Here is a 17,481-nt window from a genome sequence, read left to right on the forward strand (position 1 = left end):
GCCTATCAACTGGCCTACCCCGCCTAATCCACCACCTTCTGCCGCCACGCGCGGCATGGAGCAGTACGCGTATGGTCAAATACAAGACGATCAGTCAGTTTGCAGTCGAAAGTGGCTACACTGAGGCGGCGATCAGATCAAAAATTCAGGACGGCACTTGGCCGAACGGCCTTGTGTGGCGACATGCGCCTGACAGAAAGCCATTGATAGACGTTGAAGGGTATGCGGAATGGGTGGAAAGCGCGGCGGCGTCAGGGCGGCGTCGAAAAGTAGCATTGAAATCAGTTTCATGTTTGAAGGCGAGCAATGCCGCGAACGTATCCCACTTGAGCCCAGCCCCGCTAATCTGAAGCGCGCCGAGCGGCATAAGGCTGAGATCGAAACCTCCATCTATAACGGCACGTTCGATTATGCGGCCACCTTCCCCAAGTCGGCACGAGGTCAGCGTCTCGGCCATAAGACCGGACTGGTCCCGCTATCGACCTATCTCGAAACATGGTTGGGCCGAAAGCAGAAGACACTCAAGGCAAGCACGCTGGACGGCTATAGCAAGATCGTGAAGGGTGTTCTGGTGCCAAGTATGGGCCATCTATCGCTGACACTGATCACTCGTAAAGTGGTTCGCGAGGCCATGTCCAAGATCGATGCATCTAATAAGCGACTGTCGAATATCCAAAGCTGTCTGCGGTCAGCCTTGGGCGATGCTGTGGACGAAGAGTTGATCGCAGCAAACCCGCTGGCTGGGTGGACGTACTCAGTGAAGGGTAAGCCTAGGGCTGAGGACGACATCGATCCGTTTTCACCAGAAGATCAGCGGCTGATTTTGGCGAGCGCTGTCGGCCAATATCGAAACCTACTGCAATTTGCATTCTGGACCGGCCTGCGGACAAGTGAGCTGGTGGCGCTTGAGTGGGGGGATGTTGATTGGTTGCGAGGGGAAGTTCGGATATCGCGAGGACTGACCAAGGCGGCCAAGGAAGCAGAGGTGCCGAAAACGGCGGCAGGGATTCGAAGCGTAAAGCTATTGCCAATGGCGCTCGATGCGCTGACGGCTCAGAAGACATACACCTATATAGTAGGTGCGACGATTTTCCACGACCCGAGGTACAGCAAGCCATTTGACGGCGATCAGGCCATCAGAAAGAGCTTCTGGATACCGACGCTCAGGCGGGCAAAGGTTCGCTACCGCAACCCTTACCAGACTCGACACACCTATGCATCGATGATGCTGTCGGCGGGCGAGCATCCAATGTGGGTTGCAAAGCAAATGGGACATACCGACTGGACAATGATTGCTCGCGTGTATGGCCGTTGGATTCCGAGCGAGAACGATATGTCTGGAAGCAAGGCTGCTGAAATGTTTGGGACATCGGTTCAACTCCCCACCGGGACGCCGGTTCAACTCCCTCTCGCACATCTCGAAAAGGGGTAGCTTAAAAAGCACCTTCAGCAGCATTTCAGCGACAGCAACGCTACAGGCCAATGAATTCAAGGCTAGACCGGGGGTTCAAATCCCCCCGGCCCACCAAACGAAGCACCAACGAAGCCCGCCTTGTGCGGGCTTTGTTGTATCTGGGGTTTGGGAAAATATCGGTTCAGGCGGTCGTGGCAGGAGGTTCCGCCCTGTCGCGCAGCAAACGCGATCACTCCGATCAGCGTCGTAGCAAACGCAAACCGCAAACCGCTTACCGCCGATCCTCCCGGCACCAACCCCTGGCTCGCAGAATCATCCCGTGCCGTGAGCGTTTTTCCAGCCGCCGTTTAATCTGATGAGTGATCGGTTTGTTGGAAAACCCCGTCATCCACTCCGATGAGACCCGGCCAGTCAGTCGTGGGTGTGGGGCCGGCCAGTGGCCCACCGGACCGAAACGGGTGCTCAGCCGTTGTCCGCCACAGGCTAAGGCCGTACGACGGTGCTCAGCGCGCGGTGGGACCGGACGCTATTTGGAACAACCAAATACCGTACTTAAGTACAGAACTTAAAACCGTATAACGGCATTCGCACCTTAACTTTCTTCGAAAAAACGGAGCTCATCAAAGCCTCTCCTTTTCATTGTGAAATTTAACATCAGTACTAAAGTATGAAATTCCGTCAAAAACAAAACCGAACATTCATATGTTAGCCGGCTAACATTTCTACATTAATCTAAGTGGGTACGCGGCTGACGCAACAGGTATTTAGTTAAGCAAAAAAATGCTTTCACAATTTTTTTACATGCTATTAAATATGGTTGAATTATTGAGCCACGTCAGTGTATCAGCTCGTCTTCGGGAGGTAGCATACTGTGTGTTATGGAGTGGTTTAACAGACGAACATAGCGTGCAGGGCGACATAGACTCCCTCGCCTATTGTTTAGACTTGACGAGAATCACTTATACGGAATCAATGGTTTTAACGACGGGGAGGTCATGCGCGGGCCGAGCTGCCCCGACTACCAACGTCTAGAGCAACCTGCTGTGGGGAGGATATCCATACGGCCGCGGGTGCCAACCATGTCCTCGCCAAATGTCATTCCGACGATCAGGCGGGACGGGGTGTAGAGCGTATTCGGACAATGCTTACTCATAGTAATTTCCCAACACAGTAAAACTAAGTCAATGGACCCTGACTACTTAGCTGTCACGCTGCGAACCTCCTGCGCTGAGCAATTTTCTTTCGCCTGAGGTCGGGTGTAAGCAGCAAATGATTGAGCGTTATCTGCCAGGGCGAGCAAGTGCATTCGGCACTTTCATCTTTGACGTTAGTCACAACAAAAGCGAGCTGGGGAAGCCATGAAATTCACATCACTGCAAGCCAGGATTTGCACCACCGCAGGTATATGCCTGCTTGTTTCGTCGGCAAGTCTGGTTTCATATGGGCTTTTTTCTTCCAGGGCCAATGACCAATACGTCGCCAGCGAAGTGTCGGCGCTTGTTGAAAAGTCGACCATTCGTGAAGTGCAGAACCTCGCCGAATCCAGGGCTAACGCCATTCAGGCCAAGTTGCAGAATGCGTTGGATTCGGCACGCACCATGGCCAATACCTTTGCTGCCAGCAAGACCTTGCAAAGCCCGCTTTCACTCGGGCGAGAGCAGATCAATAACGTGTTGCTCAGTGTGCTAAAGGATAACCCTGACTTTAACGGCACCTATTCATGCTGGGAGCCTGATGCGCTGGACGGGCAGGATCAGGCTTTTCGCAACGGGCAGGAGGGTAACAACCCTCTGACTGGCCGCTTCACGCCTTACTGGACACGCAGTTCCGACGGCCATGTCGCGGTGCAGCCGCTGGTCGAGTATGACTCCCAGGAACGTCATCCCAATGGTGTGCCCAAGGGCGGCTGGTATGCCGGTCCTCGCGACACCCTGAAGGAAAGCGTGCTGGACCCGATCCCTTATGTGGTGCAGGGCAAGAACGTCTGGCTGACCACCTTGTCGGTGCCGATCGTGGCCAATGGCAAGTTCTACGGTGTGGTCGGCGCAGACTTCGACATTGCCTTCATTCAAAAGCTCAGCGAGCAGATGTCTGCAGACCTGTATGGCGGCAAAGGCTCGGTGTCGATATTGAGCAACCAGGGGTTGGTGGTTGCAGACAGTCAACGCACCGAGCTTATCGGCCAGTCCATCAAGTCGCTGTTACCCAAGAGCTGGGAAAGGACCTTGGGCGATATCCAGAGCGGTCGCGGTGACGGCCTGCTCAACAAGGAGACTCAGGACATCGAAGTGCTGATGCCGATCCAGCTGGGACGCACAGGCAAACCCTGGGCAATCCTGATTCGGCTGCCCAAAGCGGTGGTCATGAGTCAGGCTATTGCCCTTGAGCAAGAGCTGCAGTCGCGCAGCACCAGCAGCGGTGTCTGGCAGGTGTCAGTGGGGCTGGGGATTTCGCTGCTGGCCCTGGTGGCGCTGTGGTTTGCCGCAGCGAAAATAGTTGGGCCGATCCGCGAGGCCGCAGCACTGGCCGCCAACATCAGCTTGGGGGATTTCTCGCGCCGGCTGGTTCAGCAATCCGAGGATGAAGTGGGACAGCTGTCTTTTGCCCTGAACGAAATGTCGGAAAGCCTGCAGCGCCAGGTTCGGGTGGCCGAACGTATTTCCGAAGGGGATCTGGATCTGGAAGTCAGGCTATCGTCCCCGCACGATACCTTGGGCAAGTCATTGGAGAAAATGGTCAGCAATCTCAATAACCTGATTTCCGAAGTACAGGTCAGTGCAACCCGGATTACCGGCAGTTCCGCACAGGTCACCGACTTGAGTCAGTCGTTGTCCGATGGCGCGTCCAACTCTGCATCGTCCATTACCGAGATCAGCGCCGTGATGACGCAGATGGCCGCGCAGACCACAGACAACGCCGACAACGCCAAAAAAGCCGATGAGCAATCCCAGGCGTCACGGGCCGACGCAGGCGAAAGCGACAAACTAATGAGTGAGTTGATCGCCGCCATGGCCGAGATCGACAACTCTGGCAAAGACATCACCGCGATCATCACGACTATCGACAACATCGCTGCACAAACCAATCTATTGGCGTTGAATGCGGCGATCGAGGCCGCCAGAGCCGGAGAGCTTGGACGCGGTTTTGCCGTGGTAGCCGATGAGGTGCGCAGCCTGGCAGCGCGTAGCGCCGAGGCGGCCCAGCAAACAGCGGCGCTGATTGCCGACTCCTCCACCAAGACTCAACGCGGCATGATTATCGCTGGCCGCACCGCCGAGTCGCTGAAGAACATCGTCAGCGGCACCAGCGCGGTGTCCAGCCTGGTGTCGCTGATTTACCAGGCGTCGAGCGAGCAGGCTTCCGGTCTGCGGCAGGCCAGTATCGGCCTTGAGCAGATCGATGAAGTGACCCAACAAAACCAATCCAACTCACACGAGTGCGCTTTGGCTGCCAAGGATCTTTCGGAGCGAGCATCAGTGATGCAAGGTGTATTAAGCCGCTTCAAAATAAAAAACACTTAGAGACGCTGAACAATTCACCCTTTCAGACCGTGCCGCCGGGCGCCACCAAACGAAACACCAACGAAGCCCGCCTTGTGCGGGCTTTGTTGTATCCGGGGTGGTACCGGCATCGTTTCCGGAGGAAAGACCACCTCCGAGGTCATCGAAAAGTGCGGTAAACCGTCGGAGTCCAGCGTGATCAACCCCGCCATCGGCGAGAATGGGTATCCGAAGCCAGGATCTGTGACCGTTGAGCATTGGGTCTATGGACCTGCCAACGGTGGCTACCGATACCTGAAGTTCATAGATGGCAAACTGGTGGGGATTGAGTTCAAGCGGAAATAATTGCGTATCGTTATAATCGCCGGGCTTCGGTCCGATGGATCAGAGCCTGTATCCAATTCCGGCGACCCGCGCAGATTACGCCGCGTCCGCCGAGCCCCTATGCTCAAGGAGATGTCCATGAAACGCGTAGTAATGACTGGATTGTTCCTTACCACTGCACTATTGGCGGCCCCGGTGTTTGCCGGGAACGAAAGCAGTCTGTGCCAGATAAACCTGCAAAAAGTCAGAGACGCTCTGGTGAGCAATCCCCAATTGAACGAGCAACTCAAGGGCGATGTCGAGACCACCGTCCATAGAGCCGAAGCAGCACTCGCCAGGAACAACGACGAAGGCGCAAGAGAATGCATTTCTCTAACGACCCAGGCGCTGCAAAAAGCCCAGAGCCATTAAGGCGACCGGTAAGTCGCGGCGAGCCCCATCACCTTCGCACCAGGCTTGAGGTGATGGGGCACGCAACGACAACTGCCCGCTTGTTGTTGCCCCCATTATTCAAACTTTGAACTGTCCCACCAACCCTTGCAATTGAGCGCCCAGACTGCTCAGCTCACGGGCTGTCTGCGCGCCCTCTACAGCGTCGATTGCGACACTGTCTACGGCGACAGCTATCTGGTGGACGCTACGATTAATCTCCTCAGCGACCGCTGTCTGCTCTTCCGCAGCACTGGCAATCTGGGCATTCATCGAGTTAATCGTTGCGATCAACTGAGCCATGGCGTCCAGCGACGTACCGGCAAGATTGGAGTGTTTTTGAGTGTCCTCTCCCATCTCACTGGCATGCTGCATGGTTGTAACGGCTTTACTGGTGGCCGTTTGCAAACGATCAATCATTACCTGGATTTCACCCGTGCTGTGCTGGGTCCTGCTGGCCAAGGCGCGCACTTCATCAGCAACCACCGCGAAGCCACGTCCCGCTTCACCCGCTCGTGCAGCTTCGATCGCCGCGTTGAGCGCCAACAAATTGGTCTGCTCTGCAATCGAACGGATCACGTCCAGAACGCTCACGATGCTCTGCACATCCTGACGTAATGTTTCCATGGTATCGCTGGAGCCTCGAACCTCGGTCACCAACTGATGGATTTGGGCGATGCTTTTATCCACCACTTGCTTGGCCGTCTGCCCCTCCTTGTCAGTCTCGCTCGCTGCGTCGGCAGCTTGCTGAGCACTGTGGGCAACTTCATGGGCGGCAGCGGACATTTCATTGATGGCAGTGGCGACCTGGTCAGTTTCATGGCGCTGAGCACTGATCGCCTGCTCGGAACGATGCGCCTGATTAGCTACGGCCGTGACGAGCGTGGAGAGCTTGCCAGTGGTGCCCGCGACCTGTTGTACCAACACATGAATCTTTGCAACGAACAGGTTAAAGGAGTTGGCCAATTCTCCCAGCTCATCCTGGCTTGTCACCAGCAAGCGTTGAGTCAAATCACCCTCGCCAGAAGCCATATCGTCCAGATTGCGTTTAATCCGTAGCAATGGCTTGAGCAAGGTGCTGCTCATCATGACGGCCAACACCGCCATGAAAATAAGCAGGCCCACTGCAGAGCCGATCATCACCATCAAGAGGCTGTGAACGCGGGTATCGAAACTACTGCGTGCCGCTTTTACTTGTGCCTCTACATCATCAAGATTGACGGACGTGCCGATAACCATGTCCCACTTGGGGAGAGAGAGGGAGTAACCCACTTTCGGCACCAGTACACTGCCGTCACTCAAGAGGAAGCTGTAGTGGACATAGTGACTATTGTCTTGCCCCGCACTCACCAACTCGCGAATTGCATACACGCCATTGGGGTCTTTGAATTCATAGAAGCTTTGACCAATTTTATCGTTGGTGTTGCCTTGAAAAACACGTACGGCATGACTGTCATAGCCCCAGAAATAGCCACTTTTTCCGTAGTTCAAACGCTTTAGCAGGGTGACCGCCTGGTCCCTCGCCGTGATGTCGTTGTTGCCCGACCCGTCATAAATCGGTGCGATGGCATTCATCGCCAACTCTACATATTGCTTTATTTCGACGCGATGATCTTCAATCAGGCGCTCGCGGGTCTGGGTTTCTTGTTGATCCGCCAGCGTCTGCAATGCCTGGACAACGACCGCGCAAACGATAAAAGCCAGCGCACAAATGGGCACCAACGTTAACAGCAACAGCTTACTTCTCAAGCGCAAATGGGTGAGCATGGCAGGCCCCTTTTAGTTATTTATAATGGCATACGTAAATCGGTACTTTAAAAGCGGATGCCTAGGCCTCCTGTGGCTCCATATGGCTGTTATGAATCTCCAGGATAGCGGGCCAGTTTTTATAAAAATGCTCGGCCACTGCCGGATCAAAATGCTTACCTGCGTTGGCCCCGATATACGCGGCTGCGTCCTCGACCGGCCAGGCTTTCTTATAGGGGCGTGATGACGCCAAGGCATCGAAAACATCGGCCACCGCAACAATGCGCCCTGCTTCAGGAATGGCTTCACCCGCCAGTCCGTTAGGGTAGCCACTACCGTCCCACTTTTCGTGGTGGCTTAACGCGATAACACGTGCCAGGCAGAGTAATTCTGAATCCCCATGTTCCAGAATTTCCGCACCAATCGCCGCGTGAGTTTTCATCACCTCCCATTCTTCGGGTTCAAACTTACCGGCCTTGAGCAGAATTGAATCCGGTATGCCAATCTTGCCAACATCGTGCATCGGGCTGGCGTGCAACAGTAGTTCACACTCGCTGTCCGTCCACCCCATGCTCTTGGCCAACAGTGCCGAATACAGACTCATGCGGACAATGTGCAGCCCCGTTTCATTGTCGCGATATTCCGCTGCACGCCCAAGACAATGAACAACCTGTATACGTGCCTGGTTCAGAGCATCGGTACGGTGCTGCACCATGCGTTCCAGCGTTGCTTTCTGGCTGTGCACTAATCGATGAGCCAGATGAGCGTCCAGTAAATTACGCACACGCATAAGCAGCTCAACACGTATAAAGGGCTTGATGACGAAATCCCGCGCACCTGCCGCCAGTGCTTTCAGCAGATAGTCCTGGCCGCATTGAGCGGTCAGCATAATGATGGGTGGCAACAAAGGGTCATCAAGCGCCTTAAGCTGCTCCATCACCTGATAGCCGTCCAGGTGCGGCATATTGATGTCGAGCAAAATAAGATCGGGTCGTAATTCCTTATAGCGCTCAAGAACCAGACGCGAATCCTGTATCAGAACCGGGCTGGAATACCCCTCACTGACCAGCATCTTGTGCAGCAGCTTAAGATTGGTCGTTTCATCGTCAATGACAAAAATACAGGAATGGTTAGTGGGCTGTGCGCTCATGTCTGAGCCTCCTTACTGTCAGCCAAACAGCCTTCTACCGTGCTCATGAGCAGGCCGAAGTCGATGGGCTTGGTGAGACATTTGGCGAAGCCGGCGGAAAGGGCTTTTTCGATGTCATGGGGCATGGCATTAGCGGTCAGCGCGATAATTGGCGTTTTTTCAAGGCGCCCTTTCAGCACGTTGAGCAGCTTATAGCCGTCCATGCTCTGCATGTTCAGGTCTAGAAGTATTGCATCGGGCCGATAGGCTACCGCTAATTCAACGCCTGACGGTGGTGTAACTGCGGTCACCAGGTGTAGATGGCTGTGCCTTGCAAACGCACCCGCCATCAACTTTACATTGACCGGATTATCATCAAGGTACAGCACACATTTTTCACCCGTGGGCTCAGTACCAACGGGTGTTGTATTGCCGACGTTGTTATTCGAGTCGAGCCTCTCTTCTGTGGGTTGAGTGGGTAGCTCAATCCAGAAGGTCGTACCGACGCCCTCCTCGCTGACAACACCGACCGCCCCACCCATCAACGCTATCAAGCGACGAGAAATAGTGAGCCCGATACCGGTACCTTCAATGCCACTGAGTTCTGCGCCCAGTCGATTGAAGGGTTGAAACAGTTCGGGGACACGGTCAGATGGAATGCCGACTCCCGTGTCCGTCAGCGTGATTCTGAGTTTTTCATCATCATCAACAGGTTGTACGCCGACGCTAATATCACCGCCCTCACGGTTATATTTAACGGCGTTGGACAGCAGGTTCAAAAAGACCTGTTTCAAACGCACCCGATCAGCCCACACGACGATCCCCGTTGGGACATTGAGACTCAAAGTAATGTGCCTTGCTTCCGCCAGAATATGGATAAAACTCCAACATTCCTTAAGCAGGCTGGCCAGCTCAACGGCCTCGAGCGAGAGGCTGACATGCCCCGATTCAATGCTGGCTAAATCAAGCACTTCATTGATGAGTTCCAGCAGGTGTTTACCGCCTTTTAGAATCTCCTGGACACTGTCTTTCTGATCAGCGTTCAGTTCACTGTCACATTCAAGCATTTGCGCAAAACCAAGGACCGCATTCATTGGCGTGCGCAGCTCGTGGCTCATGCTCGAGAGAAAATCAGATTTAGCCTGGTTCGCTTGATCGGCCGCTTTTCGGGCGTCGGCGAGTTCATTGCGGCGGGCCAGTTCTTCACTGAAGTCGGTGAAAATATTAAATAAATTCTGCAGGTCTCCTCGCTCGCCCCTGACGAAACCAATACTGCTGGCGGAGATATAAACACTGCCATCCTTGCGCCGAATAGGGATGTAACCCACCCAGCTTTTACCCTCAGCAGCTGAACTTAACAGCTCAGTGGCGTAGGTCCCGGCAGTCTTCTCGGGCAGGAAAAGGGTGAAGGGTTGCCCGATACACTCTTTGTCTGAATAGCCTAGTTCTTGAGCATGCCGCTTATTCTGGTAAATAATCAGCCCTTGCCCATCGGTAATACTGACGCATTGACCACTGGCGTCGAACACGTTGCGAAACAGGGCCAAGCGTTGCTCGGCAATTTTGCGCGCCGTGATGTCCTGCACTTGATAGACGAAATGGACGTACTGCCCATCGTCGTTAAGCACTGCCGAAATATTGAGCAACACCCAAACAATCCGTCCGCCCTTGGCGTAGTAACGCTTTTCGTGCTGCCAGTTCGACATTTCGCTACTGAGTAGCTTGCTTAAAAAAGCTTGATCGACCGCGATGTCATCCGGGTGGGTCAAGGTTTTGAAATCGGTGGCGAGTAGTTCATCCTCACTAAAACCGAGCATTGAGCACAAGGCGCTGTTGACCAGCAACCAAGCGCCTGACAATGAGATCAGGGCCATGCCGATGCCAGACGCTTCGAACGCCCCGCGAAAGCGAACTTCGCTTTCAGCTAACGCAATTTCGGCCATCTTGCGTACGTGAATATCTTGCACAACACCCAGCATGTGAAGAGCACCATCGGTCTCGTCACTGACGACAGCCCCTTTTTCTTGCAACCAATGCACCGTGTTGTCTGGCCACACGACTCGAAACTCAATCTCATAGGGTGAGCGGTTTTCAATACTGACGTTAATGATGCGGGTCAGTTTTTGACGGTCATCAATATGCACCGCGATGAGAAAGTCGCCGTAGTCCCGCTGTAATACGCCTGCCGCAAAGCCAAAGAGTTGCAAGGTTCGGTCCGAACAAGAGACATCACCGTTCGCCAGGGTCACGTCCCATGTACCGATACTGGTGACTTCCTGACTCAAGCGAAGCCTTTCGTGGCTTAAGCGCAGCGCGTTTTCACTGCATTTCAATGCCGTAATATCCGTGCGAACGGACATGTATTGAACGGGTTTTCCGGCAGCGTCTAAAAAAGGGATGATCGTTGCCTCAACCCAATAGGCATCACCATTCTTGGCTCTATTGCACAACTCGCCGCGCCATGTTTTCCCGGCGCTGATGGTTCGCCACAACGCTTGATAATAGGTTGAGTCGTGAACAGTTGACTTAATCAGCCGGTGGTTTTTCCCCAGCAATTCTTTCCGGCTGTAACCACTGATCTGACAGAAGCGGTCATTCACATGCACGATATTACCAGCGCCATCCGCGACGCTAATGATGGCGTGTTGATCGATCGCGGAACGCAACGCTTTAAGGCGGGCGCGCGCTCGACGTGCGTCCTCGCGCACGCGAACAAAAGCACTTTTTACAGCACGATAACCCAACGCTTGCGAGCTGAGAGTCGCCACCAATAGCTCTAAGCCAACGGGCTCGATCAGAAAGCAAACACCACTCGACACCTTGACCTGCGGCATCGTCTCAAGGTCAGCGTCTCTTGTTAGAAAAATGACAGGTAATGAAATATTTTCAGGTCGTTGCCGCGCGATGACCAAGAGCTTCCCGGCTGCCAGGGAGGGCAAATGGGCGCTCGCCACCAAAACGTCGGGCTTGAAATGATTAACCGCGTCTAGCGCCGCCAGCGGGTCGGGGGTGGAAAACACACTAATGCCGACATCTTTTAAAGCTTCTGCCTTGGAGGTCAAGCTTGCCTGATTGCAGTCAAGCAGAATGACGCGCAATGGGTGTGCGCTGCACCGAGTCTGGGCTGCTTCGATGAGAGAAACGACACAATCGACATCCAGAGGGCACTGGGAAAAAAGAGTAACCCCGAGTCGCTGCCACTCGATTTGATCCCGGACGCTATCCGCTGCGTCGGACAACACAATCCACTCGGCTACTTCGCGTGCGCGCTCACTTAACTCCCCACGCTCGACTGATGAGAGTGTGCAGAGCCACGACTGCTCTGTCAGCAGCACCTCTTGGCTGCCCGAGAAAGTGGGGAGTAATTTGAGACTGTGACACTCACTCACCTCAAATTCTTTTAAATCGAGGTGCGTTATAAGCGATGACATCTCCGCAGAGAATTCACCGAGCGTTATTATTCTCAAAGACTGGGTACCAACATCAATTCGTCGAACCGCACCAGGAGGGGCTAGACGGATTAGCCAATACTTTCCCCTGTAAAATGTCAGGTCATTAGAATGGCTATTCGCTACTGTGTCCATCGCTAAACGTGTCCCCCCCCTCACTCGCATGGGCAGGTATCGGTCTCGTTGCGCAAAATTTAATGAAAATTAAATTTACATAACCGATTGAAAAATATGAATTTAATTCAAAGTTTTCTTGAGGAGCACGTATAGCATTGACCCTTTTTGGGGGCGTACACCTTTCGTCTATAATACTTTGATCTAATCAAATTAAACCTTGACGCCACCTATAACCGATAGCTTCCTATCAAGCGTTTGATCAACGCAACTTCATCTGAATAAAGTCATACTACCTCCTTTAACTCATCTACTTTCGCACGTAGCTGCCTTCATAATTGACCCTGCGATACAGCAACTTTGCCAGCAAGCTATGTATACAATCGCTCAGTATGTCACCCGTAATCCAATACCTAAGCGCACCTGCCTGGCCCATACAAAAACAGGCGCCGAAGCACCTGTCTTTTTACAGTTTAAACCCAGCTATCAATTCTCCAACGCGCGCACCCGCTCCATGCGGCCTTGCTCTTGGGCAGCATCGGAGGATTGCACGGTGAAGTCGAAGTCGATTTCGGCGAAGCGGCCTTCGACACCATGGACACGGGCGGCAGCCGAGTCTTCGCTGAAGCGAATGTCGGCGATCAGCTCATCACGTGTGGCGTAGGCAAAGTCGTCGTGCAGGTACTGCTCACCCGACAGGTTGATCTGGGTCGTCAGGTGGCGATGACCTGGGGCCGAGATGAAGAAGTGGATATGCGCCGGACGCTGCCCGTGGCGACCCAGTTGGTCGAGCAGCTTTTGCGTTGGACCGTCCGGTGGGCAGCCGTAACCCGACGGCACGATGCTACGAAAACGATAGTTGCCTTGGGCATCGGTCTCGATACGGCGACGCAGGTTGAACTCGGATTGCGTGCCGTCGAAGTACGAGTACGTACCCCCGGTATTGGCGTGCCAGACATCGACAATGGCGTTGGCGACTGGCTTGCCATCCAGATCCTTGACCTGGCCTTTCATGAACAACACGGTACCGGCATCAGTGCCATCGTCCAGTCGCGCTTCGACTTTGCTCAGGGGTGCACCGGCCACATACAACGGACCTTCGATGGTGCGCGGCGTGCCGCCTGACTTGCCTGCCTCTTCGTCTTCGGCGTCCATCACCAGGTCGAGGTAGTGCTCCAGGCCAAGGCCTGCAACCAGCAAGCCTGCTTCCTGGCGAGCACCCAGTTCATTGAGGTAGTTGACCGCTTTCCAGAACTCTTCCGGGGTCACGCTCAGCTCGTCGATGATGTTTACCGTGTCTTTCAGAATGCGATGCACCAGCGCCTTGACCCGTGGGTTACCCGCGTCATTTAGCTGACCACTTGCTTCCTTCAGGAACTGCTGGACGCCTTCGGTTTGAGCAATTTTTACAGTCATTATCAGAGCCTCAAGTTTTATATTTATTAGGAAGCACGCAAGCACAGTCGTCGGCTATCGGTCGTCTTCGCGAATCGATGAAGGGTGACGGCACAAGGCATTCACTTCGATGGCCATATACGGATACAACGGCAATTGCATCAGCAGGTCGTGCAGTTCCTGAACGCTGTCGACGTCGAACACGCTGTAGTTGGCGTACAACCCGGCGATGCGCCAGATGTGTCGCCACTTGCCGGATTCCTGCAAACGCTGGGAGAGCGCTTTTTCTTCAGCCTTGAGCCGGACGACCTTTTCCGAGTCCTCGTCGAGCGGGATATTCACGGTCATTTTTACGTGGAACAACATGTTGATGGCCTCCTCAGGCAAGGCTGATGGCAGTGGACGTCTTGTCACGGCGGAAGAACGCCAAGCGCTCTTCATCCAGGCTCAAACCCAGGCCCGGCGTGCGTGGAACGTGCAGTTGGAAATCGCGGTAGACCAGCGGTTGGGTCAAAATATCTTCGGTCAGTAACAGTGGCCCGAACAGCTCGGTGTCCCAAGTGAGTTTGGCAAGGGTCAGGAACGCGTGAGCAGAAGCCAGCGTGCCTATGCCACCCTCGAGCATGGTGCCGCCATACAGACCGATACCTGCCGCTTCGGCGATCGCAGCGGTACGCAACACGGCACGTGGGCCACCGTTCTTGGCGATCTTCAGGGCGAACACCGAGGCCGCGCCTTCGCGGGCCAGGTTGAAGGCATCTTCAACACATTCGATGGATTCGTCAGCCATGATCGGTGCCGGGCTGCGCGCATTCAGACGGGCCATGCCCGCACGGTTATTACGCGAGATCGGTTGCTCGATCAGGTCAATGCCGTTGTCGGCCAATACCTGACAAGCACGGATTGCCACGGCTTCATCCCACGCCTGATTGACGTCGACCCGCACACTGGCGCCGTCGCCCAAGGCGTGTTTGATCGCGATAACGTGGGCCAGATCCTTGTGTACTTCTCCGGCACCGATTTTCAATTTGAAGATCCGGTGGCGGCGGATATCGAGCATTTTTTCGGCTTCGGCAATGTCACGCGCGGTGTCGCCACTGGCCAGGGTCCAGGCCACTTGCAACGCATCGCGGACCCGGCCACCGAGCAGCTCGCTGACGGCCAGCCCCAAACGCTTGCCTTGCGCATCGAGCAGTGCGCTTTCGATCCCGGATTTGGCGAAGGTGTTGCCCTTGGCAGCGCGATCAAGGCGCAGCATGGCGGCGTTGATATTGCCCGCATCCTGGCCGACCAGCAGGGGCGCCAAGTGCGTGTCGATGTTGGTTTTGATGCTTTCCGGACTTTCGTTGCCGTAGCTCAGGCCACCAATAGTCGTGGACTCGCCGATGCCTTCGACACCGTCGGAACAGCGCACCCGAATCACCACCAGTGTCTGATTCTGCATCGTGTGCATGGCCAGCTTGTGCGGGCGGATGGTCGGCAGGTCGACGATAATCGTCTCCAGCGACGTGATCACGGTAGAAGTCATTTCAATACCCATCAGGTTCTTTTGTTTTCAACCTTGATATTGAGCCGACCTTTTTAGCCTTTCCAATATAGAATTAGTCTCGTTCGATACTTTAAAGGTATGCAGAAGCCTCTCACGTGGCGCTGCCAAGGAGTCCCTATGGAGCTTCGCCATCTGCGTTACTTTCAGGTACTCGCCGAGACCCTGAACTTCACCCGCGCCGCAGAGCGGCTGCACATCGCTCAGCCACCGTTGAGCCGGCAAATCCAACAGCTTGAAGATGAACTCGGGGTTGTACTGCTGGAGCGCGGTCGCCCGTTGCGCCTGACCGAGGCCGGGCGTTATTTCTACGAACACTCCCATACCCTGCTCAATCAACTTGGCACCGTTTGCGACAACACTCGACGCATTGGCGCTGGCCAGAAGACGTGGATGGGGATCGGCTTCGCACCTTCGACCCTGTATGGCGTGTTACCCGAGTTGATTCGGCGACTGCGCAGCGATGAGCAGCTTGATCTGGAACTGGGGCTGTCGGAAATGACCACTCTGCAGCAAGTGCAGGCCTTGAAAGCCGGACGCATCGACATCGGTTTTGGTCGGATTCGCATCGACGATCCGGCGATCCATCAGCGCATCCTCACCGAAGACCGGCTTGTCGCTGCCCTCCCCGCCGGCCATCCGCTGCTCGCGGGGCCCGCCACACTCGCGCAACTGGCACGCGAGCCTTTTGTGCTGTATCCCGGCAACCCGCGACCCAGCTATGCCGACCACATCCTGGCGCTATTCGCCGCCCACGGCCTGAGCATCAACGTCGCGCAATGGACCAACGAAATGCAGACGGCGATTGGTTTGGTAGGCGCAGGCATCGGCATCACTCTGGTGCCCGCCTCAGTGCAATTGCTGCACCGGGTAGACATTGGCTACACCACCTTGTTCGAATCGAACGCCACCTCGCCCATCATCCTCAGCCGCCGCGTGGGTGATGTAACGCCCAGCCTGACGCATTGCTTGAGTTTGATTGATGAGTTGTTGGTGAGCCGTTGACAGGCTTTTGCGCGTGCACCTGAGCCCTCATCGCAGGCATGCCAGCGATGAGGGTTCTGCACAGTCGAACTGCCGTTAGAACAACGCCAGGGTGTAGCTGAGGATCACGCGGTTTTCGTCTTGCTGGTTCTGCCCAGGGATGTTGTTGCGCCACATGGCGTTTTTCCACATCACACCAAAGCCTTTCAGCGTACCAGCCGGCACAACATAGGCCAGGGTCAGGTCGCGCTCCCACTCGCTGGCGCTGGTGGTCGGAGTATCGATATCGTCACCTTTAAGGTAGACGATGCCGGCAGTTGCGCCCGGCAGACCGACTGTGGCGAAGTCATAAGCGTAACGAGCTTGCCAGGTTTTTTCCCCGGCACGGCCAAACTTCTGGATCTGCATGTCAGTGATAGTGCCGTTGGACGATCCGTCACCCTGGTTCAGCCAAGGGAAGTCGCTGTCGCCGTTGCTGACCTGATAACCGCCACCGAAGGTATGCCCCGCGAGGGTGTAAAGGAACAGGCCGCTGTACAGGTTGTTGTCGACTTTACCCTTGGTCACTTTGCCGCCGTAGAAACCGGTGGTGAAGTAGGCGGGGTCGTGACTGTTAGCGCCGTCATCCTTGCTGTTGAAGTAGCGGATATCGCTCTTCAGTACACCTGGACCGATGGACCAGTTGTGGACCAGACCAAGGAAGTGTTGCTTGTAAAAGTCTTCCAGGTTGCCGTAGTAGTACTGCAATGTCAGGTCTTTGGTCAGCTTGTAATCGCCACCGGCATACATGAATTTGTTACTGAATCGGCCGGTAATCGGGTTGTTCGCACCACCGATGGACAGGTTCTCGTTGTTGCTGGAGTTACGGCCTTTAACCTGTTCGATCTGACCGCCAACCAGCGTCAGGTCAGTGATATCGGCCGACGTGATCTGGCCGCCCTGCCAGGTTTGCGGCAACAGACGACCATCGTTGGTGACGATGACCGGGTTCTTCGGCTGCAAAGTACCCAGCTTCAGTTCGGTCTTGGAGATCTTGGCCTTGGCGGTCAGGCCCAGGCTCGAGAAATCATCAACCGCGTGGTCGCCGTCACTCGGGAACACGATACCGCCGTAGTTGTTACCGGTCGGGTTGCCGTGCTTCGCGGTGCTTGAGTCCAGTTTGACCCCCAACATGCCGATTGCATCAACGCCGAAACCAACAAGACCCTGGGTATAACCCGACGTGAAATCAAGCTGGAAACCTTGGCCCCATTCCGCTTGATAGTTGTTGTTTTTGGCCGTGATGCCATCACGGTTATCTTGGTTGATGTAGAAATTGCGCAGCTTCAGATTGGCTTTGCTGTCTTCGAGAAAACCAGCTGCACCCGCTTGCTGGGCTACGACTGCTGTCACTACAGCAAGCGCCAGGTTGGACTTTTTCATTGCTTTACTCCGCTCTTGGATCTTTTTTT

Annotated in this window: 12 protein-coding genes and 1 pseudogene; 6 read left to right on the plus strand and 7 right to left on the minus strand. The window is 54.8% G+C overall.

Annotated elements, in window-relative coordinates; translation table 11 throughout:
• Positions 1-229 precede the first annotated feature (229 nt).
• The 5 genes and pseudogenes from K0F75_RS23060 to K0F75_RS23075 all read left to right on the plus strand — a co-directional run bounded on the left by K0F75_RS23060 (position 230) and on the right by K0F75_RS23075 (position 5,649).
• Positions 230-1,432: an Arm DNA-binding domain-containing protein gene (locus tag K0F75_RS23060; protein ID WP_219064275.1), complete on the plus strand. Its 1,203-nt coding sequence runs from the start codon at positions 230-232 to the stop codon at positions 1,430-1,432.
• A 1,580-nt stretch (positions 1,433-3,012) separates the two neighbouring features.
• Positions 3,013-4,035: pseudogene (locus K0F75_RS26360) on the plus strand (HAMP domain-containing protein); the annotation flags it as partial.
• A gap of 111 nt (positions 4,036-4,146) precedes the next feature.
• Positions 4,147-4,935, plus strand: coding sequence for a methyl-accepting chemotaxis protein (locus tag K0F75_RS26365; protein ID WP_374029238.1), 789 nt, complete (start codon positions 4,147-4,149; stop codon positions 4,933-4,935).
• A 72-nt stretch (positions 4,936-5,007) separates the two neighbouring features.
• Positions 5,008-5,259, plus strand: a complete 252-nt coding sequence (locus tag K0F75_RS23070; RefSeq protein WP_219064277.1) for a DUF2845 domain-containing protein — start codon at positions 5,008-5,010, stop codon at positions 5,257-5,259.
• Between the two features lie 117 nt (positions 5,260-5,376).
• Positions 5,377-5,649 carry a hypothetical protein gene (locus K0F75_RS23075; protein WP_219064278.1) on the plus strand — a complete coding sequence of 91 codons (273 nt, stop codon included), beginning with the start codon at positions 5,377-5,379 and terminating at the stop codon, positions 5,647-5,649.
• A 99-nt stretch (positions 5,650-5,748) separates the two neighbouring features.
• Here the strand turns inward: K0F75_RS23075 and K0F75_RS23080 are convergent, their stop codons facing one another.
• The 6 genes from K0F75_RS23080 to K0F75_RS23105 form a co-directional block, all read right to left on the minus strand.
• The gene (locus K0F75_RS23080) at positions 5,749-7,434 is read right to left on the minus strand and encodes a methyl-accepting chemotaxis protein (protein WP_219064279.1); all 1,686 of its coding nucleotides are present in this window, start codon (positions 7,432-7,434) and stop codon (positions 5,749-5,751) included.
• A 61-nt stretch (positions 7,435-7,495) separates the two neighbouring features.
• Entirely contained in the window at positions 7,496-8,563 is a 1,068-nt protein-coding gene (locus K0F75_RS23085; protein WP_219064280.1) for an HD-GYP domain-containing protein, read from the minus strand.
• Positions 8,560-12,126, minus strand: coding sequence for a PAS domain S-box protein (locus tag K0F75_RS23090; protein ID WP_219064281.1), 3,567 nt, complete (start codon positions 12,124-12,126; stop codon positions 8,560-8,562). Before K0F75_RS23090 ends, K0F75_RS23085 begins: the two co-directional genes overlap by 4 nt.
• Before the next feature lie 465 nt (positions 12,127-12,591).
• Positions 12,592-13,521 (minus strand): catechol 1,2-dioxygenase, encoded by a 930-nt coding sequence (gene catA, locus K0F75_RS23095; RefSeq protein WP_219064282.1) that lies wholly within the window; start codon positions 13,519-13,521, stop codon positions 12,592-12,594.
• Positions 13,522-13,575: 54 nt separating this feature from the next.
• Entirely contained in the window at positions 13,576-13,866 is a 291-nt protein-coding gene (catC, locus tag K0F75_RS23100; RefSeq protein WP_219064283.1) for a muconolactone Delta-isomerase, read from the minus strand.
• 13 nt (positions 13,867-13,879) lie between these two features.
• Positions 13,880-15,028, minus strand: coding sequence for a muconate cycloisomerase family protein (locus tag K0F75_RS23105; protein WP_219064284.1), 1,149 nt, complete (start codon positions 15,026-15,028; stop codon positions 13,880-13,882).
• Between the two features lie 138 nt (positions 15,029-15,166).
• On the opposite strand from K0F75_RS23105, the gene K0F75_RS23110 reads away from it, so the two are divergent.
• A complete protein-coding gene (locus tag K0F75_RS23110) occupies positions 15,167-16,051 on the plus strand; it encodes a LysR family transcriptional regulator (RefSeq protein WP_219064285.1) in 885 nt (294 codons plus the stop codon).
• A gap of 75 nt (positions 16,052-16,126) precedes the next feature.
• Here K0F75_RS23110 and K0F75_RS23115 read toward each other — a convergent pair whose 3' ends face one another.
• The gene (locus tag K0F75_RS23115; RefSeq protein ID WP_219064286.1) at positions 16,127-17,452 is read right to left on the minus strand and encodes an OprD family porin; all 1,326 of its coding nucleotides are present in this window, start codon (positions 17,450-17,452) and stop codon (positions 16,127-16,129) included.
• Positions 17,453-17,481 lie beyond the last annotated feature (29 nt).

The organism is Pseudomonas sp. UMAB-08 (assembly GCF_900095225.1).
In the GTDB taxonomy this organism is placed as follows: domain Bacteria; phylum Pseudomonadota; class Gammaproteobacteria; order Pseudomonadales; family Pseudomonadaceae; genus Aquipseudomonas.

What these genes read in the sequence shown, in the direction of transcription:
- K0F75_RS23060 (WP_219064275.1), top strand. Translation starts at nt 230, where the DNA reads ATGGGTGGAAAGCGCGGCGGCGTCAGGGCGGCGTCGAAAAGTAGCATT.
- K0F75_RS26365 (WP_374029238.1), top strand. Translation starts at nt 4,147, where the DNA reads ATGGTCAGCAATCTCAATAACCTGATTTCCGAAGTACAGGTCAGTGCA.
- K0F75_RS23075 (WP_219064278.1), top strand. Translation starts at nt 5,377, where the DNA reads ATGAAACGCGTAGTAATGACTGGATTGTTCCTTACCACTGCACTATTG.
- K0F75_RS23080 (WP_219064279.1), bottom strand. Translation starts at nt 7,434, where the DNA reads ATGCTCACCCATTTGCGCTTGAGAAGTAAGCTGTTGCTGTTAACGTTG.
- K0F75_RS23085 (WP_219064280.1), bottom strand. Translation starts at nt 8,563, where the DNA reads ATGAGCGCACAGCCCACTAACCATTCCTGTATTTTTGTCATTGACGAT.
- K0F75_RS23090 (WP_219064281.1), bottom strand. Translation starts at nt 12,126, where the DNA reads ATGGACACAGTAGCGAATAGCCATTCTAATGACCTGACATTTTACAGG.
- catA (WP_219064282.1), bottom strand. Translation starts at nt 13,521, where the DNA reads ATGACTGTAAAAATTGCTCAAACCGAAGGCGTCCAGCAGTTCCTGAAG.
- catC (WP_219064283.1), bottom strand. Translation starts at nt 13,866, where the DNA reads ATGTTGTTCCACGTAAAAATGACCGTGAATATCCCGCTCGACGAGGAC.
- K0F75_RS23105 (WP_219064284.1), bottom strand. Translation starts at nt 15,028, where the DNA reads ATGACTTCTACCGTGATCACGTCGCTGGAGACGATTATCGTCGACCTG.
- K0F75_RS23110 (WP_219064285.1), top strand. Translation starts at nt 15,167, where the DNA reads ATGGAGCTTCGCCATCTGCGTTACTTTCAGGTACTCGCCGAGACCCTG.
- K0F75_RS23115 (WP_219064286.1), bottom strand. Translation starts at nt 17,452, where the DNA reads ATGAAAAAGTCCAACCTGGCGCTTGCTGTAGTGACAGCAGTCGTAGCC.